Source organism: Mucilaginibacter conchicola, assembly GCF_003432115.1.
Classification (GTDB): domain Bacteria; phylum Bacteroidota; class Bacteroidia; order Sphingobacteriales; family Sphingobacteriaceae; genus Mucilaginibacter; species Mucilaginibacter conchicola.
The window spans coordinates 14,896-26,538 of sequence record NZ_QWDC01000001.1; the positions used below are offsets into that span (position 1 = coordinate 14,896).

The window sequence follows — 11,643 nt, forward strand, 5'->3', positions numbered from 1 at the left end:
ATCTATGTTTAATGATATCAATATAAACTCGGGCGGCGTTGCGGCAAACACCTTTGACGCTATTGTTATCGGCTCGGGCATTTCCGGCGGATGGGCGGCTAAAGAGTTTTGCGAAAAAGGCCTTAAAACGCTGGTGTTGGAACGCGGCAGAAATGTAGAACATATAAAAGACTACACTACCGCCAACACGCCCATGTGGGACATGCAGCACCGCGGGCAGATGAACCTCAAGGACACGGAAGAAAACCCCATCGTAAACCGATGCTATGCTTATAATGAATATACTTCACACTTTTTTGTAAAGGATAACGAGCATCCTTACAAACAAGTAAAACCTTTCGACTGGATCCGTGGGTATCAGGTTGGCGGCAAATCCCTGATATGGGGGCGTTGGACACAACGCTGGAGCGATCTTGATTTTGAAGCCAACGCCAAACAGGGTGTCGGCGTTGACTGGCCTATCCGTTATAAAGATATTGCACCCTGGTACTCTTACGTAGAAAAATTTGTGGGCATAAGCGGTAACCGCGATGGCATACCACACCTGCCTGATGGCGAGTTCCTGCCACCAATGCCCATGAACGCACTGGAGAAACATTTGCAGCAAAGCATCGCCACAAACTATACCGACAGGCAGTTGATCATGTCGCGCACTGCTAATTTATCTAAAGGATTAAAAGACCGAGGGCCTTGCCAGTATCGCGATATGTGTGCACGTGGCTGCCCGTTCTCGGGTTACTTCAGCAGTAATTCGGCAACGTTACCTGCCGCAAGGGCTACAGGCAACCTTACGCTTAGGCCGTTCTCTGTGGTACATTCTATTATCTATGATGATAAAACGCAGAAGGCAAAAGGCGTAAGCGTTATTGATACCCAAACCAAAAAAGTTACCGAATACTTTGCCAAAGTGATATTTGTAAACGCAGGCACGCTCAACAGTACTTTGTTGCTGATGAACTCCACCTCAAACCGTTTTCCTGATGGTTTTGGTAACGATAGCGGTGCATTGGGCCATTACCTGATGGATCATAACTACCGCGGCCACATCAACGCCGAATACCACGGCCTGCAGGATGTGTACACCTACGGGCGCAGGCCAACGGGTGTGTACGTGCCGCGTTTCAGGAATGTGGGTAAGGATTTGCGTAAAGATTACCAGCGTGGTTTTGCCATTGCTGCCGGCGGCTCAAGGCGTACCGGCGATTACAGCGTAGATACTATTGGTGCCCCGCTTAAGAACGCCATGTCTGATCCCGGCGTTTGGGATATCTGGATGAACGGCATGGGCGAATGCCTGCCTTATGAGGATAACAAGATAAGCCTTAGCAAAACCGATAAAGATGCCTGGGGGATCCCACAACTGGAGATAGATTGCAGCTACCGCGAGAACGAATTGAGCATGCTTAAAGATATCCTTACATCCGGCCAGGAAATGCTGGAGAAGGCTGGCTTTAAGAACGTGGAAGCTTATGATTCAAACCAAAATCCCGGTCAGGGTATCCACGAGATGGGTACTGCACGCATGGGGCGCGATCCTAAAACATCTGTACTTAACGGCAATAACCAGGTTTGGGGAGCCAAAAACGTGTTTGTTACCGATGGTGCCTGCATGGTATCAAGCGCCTGCCAAAACCCCTCGCTTACCTACATGGCACTAACCGCAAGAGCGGTTGACTTTGCGGTTGCCGAATTAAAAAAACAAAATATCTGACAGTATGAGAAATAGCCTGCTGATAACCTTATTTGCCGCTCTGCTTTACAGTTCCTGCACATCATCAAAACCTGAAACTGCAAAAGCGGTAAACATCATATTTGATACCGATATGGGGCCCGACTATGACGATGTTGGCGCCATAACCCTGCTGCATAAATACGCGGCAGATGGCCGTGCAAATATCCTGGCGACTATGGCCAGCACTAAATACGAAAGGGTGGGCCCGGTACTCAGCGTGCTGAATACCTATTTCGGCAAACCTGATATCCCGATAGGTGTACCCCGTGAAGATGCTTCGCCGCTTGGCGACTGGCAGCATTGGTCGGATACGCTGGTGGCAAAATATCCGCATAAACTAAAGTCGAATACTGAGGCCGCCGAAGTGATAAGCCTGTACCGACAAATATTAGCGAAACAGCCTGATAGCAGCGTAACCATAGTTACGGTTGGTTTCTTTAACAACATTGCCAACCTGTTGAAATCGCAACCTGATCAATATTCGCCGTTAAACGGCGAGCAGTTGGTGGAAAATAAGGTGGCTAAACTGGTATCAATGGCAGGCAAATTTCCGCAGGGGCGCGAGTTTAACGTGGATGAGCAACCCGCCGCTTCAAAATATGTGTTTGATAACTGGAAGAAGCCGATCTATTTTACCGGCTATGAAATAGGTGCACAAATATTTACCGGCTTACCATTGGTGCAAAACAAAGAGATCAAAAACAGCCCGGTACAAGATGTTTTCCGCATCAGCATCCCTATGGCTAAAGAAGATGTAAAAGGGCGCATGAGCTGGGATCAGACCGCAGTACTGCTTGCTGTAGAAGGCCCAAAAACATACTGGCGTTTACAACAAGGCACTATAAAAGTTACCGCCGATGGCGAGAACAGCTGGGAGAATAGCCCGGCAGGTAAGCATTTTTACCTGGTGCCGGTTACGCCGCCCCAACAGGTGCAAGACCATATTAACGATCTGATGCTTTACCACACCAAATAAGCCATGAAGATATTCAGGATAACACTATTACTGCTGCTTATCTGCAGTACCTCATTTGCGGTCGCTGAGGCAAAAGCCGCAAAAAAGCCGCTCATCGTTTTCGTAACCGGCGACCACGAGTACAGCAGTGAACTCACCATGCCGCTTATAGCTGCCGAGCTGGAGAAGCATTACGGTATGCAAACCGTAGTACTAAAAGCCAGTCCCGATCAAAATGCTGAGGAAAATATCCCCGGACTGGAGATATTGAAAAAGGCTGATGTAGCCGTATTCTTTTTAAGATGGAGAAGGTTGCCTGCAGAGCAGGTAAAGTATATCGAAGATTACCTTAGATCGGGCAAGCCGGTTATGGGATTCCGCACCAGTTCGCATGCGTTTAACTATCCGGCCGGGCACCCACTGGAGAAATGGAACGATTTCGGCGAGTTTGCACTTAACGCCCCGCCGGGGTGGGAGAAGAAGGGTAACCACACCCATTACGGCCACCTGTCTACAACAGAAGTTTCGGTGATACCTGCAGAGGTGAATAAGCCAATACTGACAGGTGTAAAAGGGCCGTTCACCGTACCATCATGGTTGTACCGGGTATTGCCCGATTATCCGGTTAAAGGCTCCACCTGGCTACTGATGGGCCATGCCATTAACCCCGATAAACCCGCTACGGATCAACCCGTTGCATGGATGGGTAATAATAGCTTCGGCGGCAAGGTATTCATGACTACCCTCGGCCACCCGCAGGATTTTGAAGCCGAACCTTTTCAGCGCCTGGTTATCAACGCCATCCACTGGGCTGCGGGCAAACCCGTGCCAAGAGAGTGGAAAGGCAGAATAACCATGAACATCCAATATGATCAGCATCCGCAACCTGTAAAACCATAATTATGAAAGTTAAGATCATCACCATATTACTCATCAGCTTTGGCTGGTTCAACCTCGCTGCCGCAAAAGACAGGGTGCTGGTATTCAGTAAAACAACCGGCTGGCACCACGAGAGCATCAAAGCGGGCATGGCAGCCATCCAAAAACTGGGTGCCGAAAATAATTTTGATGTCGATACCACATCAAGCGCCGATGTTTTTACAACCAAAGGCTTAAAGCCATACAAAGTGCTGATATTCCTCAGTCCAACGGGTACCAATATTTTCACCGACGCGCAAAAGCAGGCTTTTGTGGCTTACATACAGCATGGTGGCGGTTTTGTAGGTATCCACGCCGCTGCGGATTGTAGTTACGAGTGGCCATGGTATAACAAACTGGTAGGGGCGTACTTTAAAGATCACCCTAAAGTACAGACGGCCACTGTGCAGGTGGTTGATGCTAAACATATCTCTACCAAACACATGCCTGCCACTTTTCAGCATACCGATGAATGGTACAACTTTAAAGACATGAACCCCGATGTTACAGTACTTTTAAAGGTTGATGAAAGTAGCTACAGCGGGGGAGAGAATGGCGACAACCATCCAGTAGCATGGTATCATAAATATGATGGCGGCAGGGCTTTCTATACCGCACTTGGCCATACTGATGAATGTTTTACTACCGATACTTTATACCTGCAACACCTTTTAGGCGGCATTAAATATGCCATGGGCCGCAGGTGAATGGCCGATCACAAAAAGCGCTTCAATCGATTGCATAAAACTGAGGCAATCCGTTCTTTATTTTCCGTTTTTGAGCGTTGAATTTCTGATAATGAGTTTCGGCTTAATGCTCACTGTTTTTGGCGCAACCGAGGTGTCGGTATTTTTTAACTCGTCTAAAAACAGGTTGGCAATGGTCTTGCCCATGTAAACGCTATGCTGGTCAATGGTGGTAACAGAAGGGTTGGTTATCTCGGTGAAATTCTCGTTCGAGTAACCGCAGATACCCAGTTGTTGGGGCACTTTGAAATTCATTTCGGTGGCCACTTGTAAAACACCCAGCGCTGCAAAATCTGATGTTGAGGCAAATATCGCGTCGGGCGGTTGGGGTAGGGAAAGCAATTTTCTGGTAGCTTCGGCACCCAGTTCGGTGGTCCAGGCGTTGGCTAACATCAACTCCTCTATCACCGGCAGACCGTGGTTTTTAAGCGCATCCAGGTAACCTTCTTTCCGCTTGCGGAAAATGTTGAGATTTTGCGGCCCTTCGAGCAAGGCAATGCGTTTATAGCCCTGTTCTATCAAATGGCTAACCGCTTCCATTGATGCCTGATGGTTGTCGTTCAGTACTTTAAGAGTTTCAATATTCTCAGCAACGCGGTCAAACTGTATCAGTTCAATGTTGCGGTCTAAAACACTTTCGAGGTGTTTATAGTCGGTGGTCTCAACAGAAAGCGATACCACAATGCAGTCAACTTGCTGGTTAATGAGGGTATTTACGCATTGTACCTCGCGCTCATACGATTCGTTAGACTGGCAGATGATCAAATTGTAACCCTGCCTGTAACTGGCCTCTTCAATGCCGGCAATCACATCGGCAAAAAAGTTCTGGTTAATGCGGGGCACAATAACGCCAATAGTATTGCTTTGCCCTTTGCGCAGGTTTGATGCAATGGTGTTGATCTTGTAATTAAGCTCTTCGGCGGTTTTAAGGATCAGCTTTTTGGTTGCTTCTTTTACCAGCGGACTATTGCTTAAAGCCCTCGATACCGACGACGGTGCGATATTGAGCTTTTCGGCAATATCATATATGGTGGTTCTTTTTTTGCTGCTCATGGGTGGTAACAAATATGCAAAAATAAAATTTGACAATCGATTGCATTTTTTAGGAAGATGTTTAATTTAGCGATATATAAATCTAATCAATTAAGATCATGTTATTGTTGGGAATTGATATAGGCACCTCATCCACAAAGGTGTCGGTGGTTGATGCGCTTACACAAAAGGTAGTGGCTACCGCGCAATACCCGGAAACCGAAGCACCTATTAAGGCACTAAAGCCGGGCTGGGCCGAGCAATCGCCCGATATGTGGTGGGAGCAGGCTGTGCAGGCCATCGGCATTTGCAACGGGAGCAAAACTTACGATCCGCAGGGTATAGCGGCTATTGGTATTGCCTACCAAATGCATGGTTTGGTTTTGGTTGATAAAGCCGGCAACGCCCTGCGCGATAGTATCATCTGGTGCGATAGCCGTGCCGTTGATATCGGTAACAAAGCCTTTGAGGCGATAGGCGGCGAGCGTTCTTTATCGCACCTGCTTAATTCGCCGGGTAACTTTACCGCTTCAAAACTGGCCTGGGTAAAACAGAACGAACCCGAGATATACAATAGAATCCACAAGATTATGCTGCCCGGCGATTATATCGCCATGAAGCTGACCGGTGATGTTACCTGCTCGGTGTCGTCACTGTCAGAAGGGATCTTTTATGATTTTGTAACGGAGTCATTCTCTGATGATGTTATTAATTATTACGGGTTTGATGAAGAGATCTTTCCGCAGCTAAAACCGGTTTTTTCTGAGCACGGGCAGTTATCTGCAGCTGTTGCATCACAATTAGGGTTAAAGCAAGGCATCCCCGTAACCTACAAAGCTGGCGACCAGCCAAATAATGCTTTGTCGCTTAACGTTCTGCAACCCGGCGAGGTGGCTGCAACTGCAGGTACATCGGGCGTTATTTATGGGGTAAGTGATGATCTTACCTATGACAAACAATCGCGTGTTAACACCTTTGCGCACGTTAATTATAAAAATGATGAAAAACGCCTCGGCGTGTTGCTTTGCATTAACGGTACAGGCAGCCTCTACCGCTGGATAAAAAGCACTTATGGTGCCGGTTTAAGCTACAACGAAATGAACCTTGAGGCCGCAACAGCTCCTTTAGGCAGCGATGGACTGCAGATATTACCCTTCGGTAACGGTGCAGAACGTATGTTGAATAACAAACAGCCCGGTGCTCATATTTTAAACATCGACCTAAACCTGCATACGCGTGCCCACGTGTTGCGGGCGGCGCAAGAGGGTATTGCAAGCGCCTTTAGATACGGGCTGGATATTATGCGCGAGAATGGCATGTCGCCATCGGTGATACGCGCGGGCAGGGCAAACCTGTTCCTGAGCGATCTTTTTGCCCAAAGCTTTGCCGACTACACAGGCGTGCCGGTTGAGCTTTATCAGAACGATGGCAGCGTTGGCGCTGCAATAGGGGCAGGTATTGGTGCCGGTGTTTACGCAAACAGCGCAGATGCATTCCTCAATATCAAGCCGATAAAATACATTGAACCATCGGGTAACGACATCGAACCATTTTATCAGCAATGGAAACAGTTGCTGCAGGAAACATTAAAAGAGAAGAACTAAAATATAAACCTAAAAAGACAAATCAAGAAACATCATGGCAAACATTTGTACAGGCGAAAAAGAATTTTTTAAAGGCATAGGCCAGATAAAATACGAAGGCCCGCAAACCGATAACCGTTTTGCGTACCGCTGGTATGATGCGGATAAAGTGGTAGCAGGCAAGGCAATGAAAGATCACCTGCGTTTTGCCGTAGCTTACTGGCACTCGTTCTGCGGTAACGGTGCCGATCCGTTTGGTGCACCAACGCATGTTTTCCCATGGGATGAGAAAGCTGATGCGGTTGAACGCGCAAAAGATAAAATGGATGCAGCGTTTGAGTTTATTACTAAAATGAACCTGCCTTATTACTGTTTCCACGATGTGGATGTTGTTGATTATACTAACGATGTGAACGAGAACGACCGCCGTTTACAGGCCATGGTTGATTATGCCAAACAAAAGCAGCAGGCCAGCGGCGTTAAACTGCTTTGGGGAACGGCCAACCTGTTCAGCAACCCGCGTTACATGAACGGCGCTGCTACCAATCCTGATTTTCATGTGCTGGCACACGCCGGTGCGCAAGTTAAAGCCGCTTTAGATGCTACCATCGCCCTTGGTGGCGAAAATTACGTTTTCTGGGGTGGCCGCGAAGGTTACATGAGCCTGCTGAATACCAACATGAAACGCGAGCAGGAGCACCTGGCTAAATTCTTACACACTGCAAAAGATTACGCCCGTCGTAACGGCTTTAAAGGTACGTTCTTCATCGAACCCAAACCTTGTGAGCCAACCAAGCACCAGTATGATTATGATGCAGCTACGGTGTTAGGCTTCCTGCAGAAATATGATCTCATCAATGATTTTAAACTGAACCTTGAAGTAAACCACGCAACCCTGGCGGGGCATACCTTCCAGCACGAGCTGCAGGTTGCTGCTGATGCAGGATTGTTAGGTTCTATCGATGCCAACCGTGGCGATCTGCAAAATGGTTGGGATACTGATCAGTTTCCTAATGATATCAACGAGGTTACCGAGTACATGCTTATTATTTTAAAAGCAGGCGGTTTCCAGGGCGGTGGTATAAATTTCGATGCCAAAATTCGTAGAAACTCTACTGATCGTGAGGACCTGTTTGATGCACATATTGGTGGCGTGGATGTATTTGCACGCGCTTTGGTAACTGCAGATAATATCCTGCAGAAATCTGATTACAATAAAGTACGCGAAGACCGTTATGCCTCATTCGACAGCGGCAGCGGTAAGGATTTTGAGGATGGCAAACTATCGTTAGAAGACCTGCGCCAGTACGCCATTGATAAAGGCGAACCTGCAACCATCAGCGGCAGACAGGAGTATTTAGAAAATGTAATTAACAGGTATATCTAAACATAACATGGCCCACTCATTGGTTAGTTTTTCTGCGGGGCGCAAAGCTCTTCTGCTCGTTTGTTTGTCGGTTGCATGGTTGAACGGAGCTTTTGCGCAAAGTAATTCTACCGGCCAGCTGCGCGATCAGATAAGTAAATACGTTGAGCAGCAGGGCAAGGTTAAATGGCTGTCGCAGGCGGTAATAAGTGCCGATGGTAAATTTGTAGCCTGGGGAGCAGACGGCGACCCGGGTAACAGCACCCACGCCATTTATTTTGCGCCGGTAGCTTCGCCTAAGCAGGCTAAACGCATAACCGCAGCAGCACCCGGTGAGTGGGCCTATGAAATGGAACCTCAATGGAGCCACGATGGCAAACGGATAGCTTTCCTGTCTGACGCGCACGACGGCCAGAATCAGATCTTTATTGCCGATATTACCGGCAGCGACATTAAGGTAAAGCAAGCAGGTAAATTTGATGGCTATATTTCGCACCTGAAATGGTCGCCGGATGATAAGCACCTGAGCGTTTTGTACGTGGAGAAAGCCAGCCGAGAGCCATCGCCAATGGCGGCGGGAAACCGCAGGGTTGGGGTGATAGATTCTTTAACCAATACCGATGTGCAGCGCATTGCCACTGTTGATGCCGCAAGCGGCGATATGGTGCAAGCCACACCGGCCGGGCTTTATGTGTTTGAATACAGCTGGTCGGCAGATAGTAAGATGTTTGCCTATACTGCTGCGGTGCCCCCGGGCGACGACAACTGGTATATTGCCAAATTGTACAGGCAAAGCTTAGGCGGGCAGGATACGGTAATGGTATATAAACCTAAGCTACAGATAGCCGTTCCGCGCTGGTCGCCGGATGGGAAGCAACTGGCTTTTATTGAGGGTTTAATGAGCGACCAGGGCGGTACAGGTGGTGAGATATTTACTGTTTCGGCGCAGGGGGGTGCTGTTCGTAACCTTACGCCGGGGCGTAAATCATCACCATCATGGTTTACCTGGCGGCCCGATGGTAACCTGCTCTTTACCGAATTTACAGGTGGCTCGGTAGCTATATCTACCTTAAATACCCAAACATTAGCTACGCAAACCTTATGGAAAGGCGACGAAACCATCCAGGCAACATCTGATGTTACCAGTATTTCGGTAGCCGAAACTAAAGGCACACCGCAGATAGCCTTTATCAGAAATGCTTATGCACGCCTGCCCGAGGTTTGGGCTGGTACCACAAAGAAACTCACGCAGATAACCACGCAAACGTATTCTGCTGAACTGCCTCTGCCTAAATCAGAAAATATTGAGTGGACAAACGAGAATCTGCAACTGCAAGGCTGGCTGTTATATCCCGCCAATTACGATAAAACCAAACGCTACCCCATGCTGGTGATGGTGCATGGCGGGCCTGCATGGATAGCTACACCTACCTGGAGCGCACCCGATTTTAACACCACACTGTACACTAACATGGGTTACTTTGTGTTTTTCCCAAATGCCCGTGGAAGCCATGGCAGGGGAGAGCAATTTACCCAGGCAAATCGCCGCGACTGGGGTTTTGGCGACCTGCGCGATATACTGAGCGGGGTTGAAGCCGTTATGGCAAAACATCCCGTAGATGGCGATAAACTGGGTCTGCTGGGCTGGAGCTATGGCGGATCAATGGCGATGTTTGCACCTACACAAACCAACAGGTTTAAAGCCGTGGTAGCCGGTGCAGGTGCAGGCGACTGGCTAAGCTATTACGGCCAAAATGCTATAGATAAATGGATGATGTCGTACTTCGGCAAATCGGCTTATGAAGACCCTGCGGCTTACGCAAAAGTATCCGCCATGACCTATATCACTAAAGCTAAAACACCCGCCCTGATACTGGTAGGCGAGCGTGATGGCGAATCACCCGCGCCGCAATCGTTTCAGTACTGGCATGCGTTAAAAGACCTCGGTGTGCCTACCCAGCTGGTTGTTTATGCCGATGAGGGGCATAGCTTTAACAAACCCGAGAATCTGATAGACATTACCCTGCGTACCATACAGTGGTTTAATAAATATCTTAAGTAATTTACCGCCGCTATGTATGATGTTATTGTAGTAGGATTAGGCGCCAACGGGAGTTCGGCGCTTTATCATTTGGCTAAGGCCGGTAAAAAGGTGTTGGGAATAGATCGTTTTGCACCGCCGCATACGCATGGCTCATCGCATGGGCAAAGTCGCATCATCAGGCAGGCCTATCATGAAAGTCCATTCTACGTGCCGCTTGTACAGGCCGCTTACGAGATCTGGTACGATATGGAGCGTATCAGCGGTAAAAAACTGTTGCTAAAAACCGGCGGCATCACCATGGGCGCGCCCGATGCTGATGTGGTTACCGGTGCTATCGCAAGCGCCTTAGAGCATAACCTGCCGTATCAGTTGCTTGATCATAAGGATATCCAAAAGCGCTATCCGGCATTAAAACCAACCGTGGATACTGTAGGCGTTTTTGAACCGGCGGCGGGCATATTGTTTCCCGAGGATTGTATCAGCGTATTTGTTGAACAGGCTGCCCGCAACGGCGCCGCCATCCATACCAATGAGATGGTTTTAGAGATCATCCGCCAGCGTGATTTTATAAAAGTTGTCACCAATAAGCAGACCTATTTCACCCAAAAGCTGGTACTAAGCACAGGTGCATGGATGAATAGCCTGCTGCCCGATCTGCAATTGCCGCTTAGTATTGAAAGGCAGGTTTTGTATTGGTTTAAAAACAAGAACAGCGCTGCACAAGCAAACGTAAAGCCCGATAACCTGCCGGTTTACATCTGGCAATCTGCTCCCGACGAGTTGTTCTACGGTTTCCCTGATTTGGGTGATGGTATCAAAGTAGCCCTGCACCATTTTGGCAGGCCGGTAGTGCCTGATGAATTAAAGGATGACGTAACGGGGGAAGAGATCAACAGAATGCAGGGGATAGTAGAAAAGTACTTCAACATATCGCCTGAGTTTAACTACAGTGCGGTTTGTATGTATACCAACACGCCCGATGAACATTTTATTATCGACCACCATCCTGATGATGAGCGTATCATTATTGCCAGTCCGTGCTCGGGGCATGGTTTTAAATTTAGCAGCCTTACAGGGAAAATAATAAGTGATATGACGACGGATAAACCTGTGGAGTTTGATATTCAACTATTTAATATGGCAAGATTCGCGCGGTGACGATCATGAGAAAGTAAATAAGCAGGATTGAGGGTAGATGAGCGCAATAATGTCTATAAAATTAGTAGATTTTTAGCTATAATTGCACCGCTGTTGATTGGACTCATTT

At 48.0% G+C, this 11,643-nt stretch carries 9 protein-coding genes; 8 read left to right on the forward strand and 1 reads right to left on the reverse strand.

Translation table 11 applies throughout. From position 1 onward, the window contains the following. The first annotated feature begins 4 nt into the window (after positions 1–4). Genes D0C36_RS00050 through D0C36_RS00065 form a run of 4 tightly spaced genes read left to right on the forward strand, consistent with a single transcriptional unit; the run spans position 5 to position 4,312 of the window. The gene (locus tag D0C36_RS00050; RefSeq protein WP_117389559.1) at positions 5–1,711 is read left to right on the forward strand and encodes a GMC oxidoreductase; all 1,707 of its coding nucleotides are present in this window, start codon (positions 5–7) and stop codon (positions 1,709–1,711) included. Between the two features lie 4 nt (positions 1,712–1,715). Then, the gene (locus D0C36_RS00055; protein ID WP_117389560.1) at positions 1,716–2,708 is read left to right on the forward strand and encodes a nucleoside hydrolase; all 993 of its coding nucleotides are present in this window, start codon (positions 1,716–1,718) and stop codon (positions 2,706–2,708) included. Positions 2,709–2,711: 3 nt separating this feature from the next. Beyond that, positions 2,712–3,587 carry a ThuA domain-containing protein gene (locus tag D0C36_RS00060; protein ID WP_117389561.1) on the forward strand — a complete coding sequence of 292 codons (876 nt, stop codon included), beginning with the start codon at positions 2,712–2,714 and terminating at the stop codon, positions 3,585–3,587. A gap of 2 nt (positions 3,588–3,589) precedes the next feature. After that, complete coding sequence (locus D0C36_RS00065; protein ID WP_117389562.1) at positions 3,590–4,312, forward strand: ThuA domain-containing protein; 723 nt, start codon at positions 3,590–3,592, stop codon at positions 4,310–4,312. Between the two features lie 57 nt (positions 4,313–4,369). On the opposite strand, the gene D0C36_RS00070 is transcribed toward D0C36_RS00065, so the two are convergent. Next, the gene (locus D0C36_RS00070; protein WP_117389563.1) at positions 4,370–5,404 is read right to left on the reverse strand and encodes a LacI family DNA-binding transcriptional regulator; all 1,035 of its coding nucleotides are present in this window, start codon (positions 5,402–5,404) and stop codon (positions 4,370–4,372) included. Between the two features lie 98 nt (positions 5,405–5,502). Between D0C36_RS00070 and D0C36_RS00075 the strand changes: the two genes are divergently transcribed. Genes D0C36_RS00075 through solA form a run of 4 tightly spaced genes read left to right on the forward strand, consistent with a single transcriptional unit; the run spans position 5,503 to position 11,534 of the window. Beyond that, complete coding sequence (locus D0C36_RS00075) at positions 5,503–6,987, forward strand: xylulokinase (protein ID WP_117389564.1); 1,485 nt, start codon at positions 5,503–5,505, stop codon at positions 6,985–6,987. A 34-nt stretch (positions 6,988–7,021) separates the two neighbouring features. Beyond that, positions 7,022–8,353, forward strand: coding sequence for a xylose isomerase (gene xylA / locus D0C36_RS00080; protein WP_117389565.1), 1,332 nt, complete (start codon positions 7,022–7,024; stop codon positions 8,351–8,353). Between the two features lie 7 nt (positions 8,354–8,360). Further along, on the forward strand, positions 8,361–10,394 hold the full coding sequence (locus D0C36_RS00085; RefSeq protein WP_117389566.1) for a S9 family peptidase: 2,034 nt from the start codon (positions 8,361–8,363) through the stop codon (positions 10,392–10,394). Between the two features lie 12 nt (positions 10,395–10,406). Beyond that, on the forward strand, positions 10,407–11,534 hold the full coding sequence (gene solA / locus D0C36_RS00090) for an N-methyl-L-tryptophan oxidase (protein WP_117389567.1): 1,128 nt from the start codon (positions 10,407–10,409) through the stop codon (positions 11,532–11,534). Positions 11,535–11,643: the final 109 nt, after the last annotated feature.

Excerpts from the sequence above, each read along its gene's own strand:
- D0C36_RS00070 (WP_117389563.1), bottom strand. The coding sequence starts at position 5,404 with ATGAGCAGCAAAAAAAGAACCACCATATATGATATTGCCGAAAAGCTC.
- D0C36_RS00055 (WP_117389560.1), top strand. The coding sequence starts at position 1,716 with ATGAGAAATAGCCTGCTGATAACCTTATTTGCCGCTCTGCTTTACAGT.
- D0C36_RS00075 (WP_117389564.1), top strand. The coding sequence starts at position 5,503 with ATGTTATTGTTGGGAATTGATATAGGCACCTCATCCACAAAGGTGTCG.
- xylA (WP_117389565.1), top strand. The coding sequence starts at position 7,022 with ATGGCAAACATTTGTACAGGCGAAAAAGAATTTTTTAAAGGCATAGGC.
- D0C36_RS00085 (WP_117389566.1), top strand. The coding sequence starts at position 8,361 with ATGGCCCACTCATTGGTTAGTTTTTCTGCGGGGCGCAAAGCTCTTCTG.
- D0C36_RS00060 (WP_117389561.1), top strand. The coding sequence starts at position 2,712 with ATGAAGATATTCAGGATAACACTATTACTGCTGCTTATCTGCAGTACC.
- solA (WP_117389567.1), top strand. The coding sequence starts at position 10,407 with ATGTATGATGTTATTGTAGTAGGATTAGGCGCCAACGGGAGTTCGGCG.
- D0C36_RS00050 (WP_117389559.1), top strand. The coding sequence starts at position 5 with ATGTTTAATGATATCAATATAAACTCGGGCGGCGTTGCGGCAAACACC.
- D0C36_RS00065 (WP_117389562.1), top strand. The coding sequence starts at position 3,590 with ATGAAAGTTAAGATCATCACCATATTACTCATCAGCTTTGGCTGGTTC.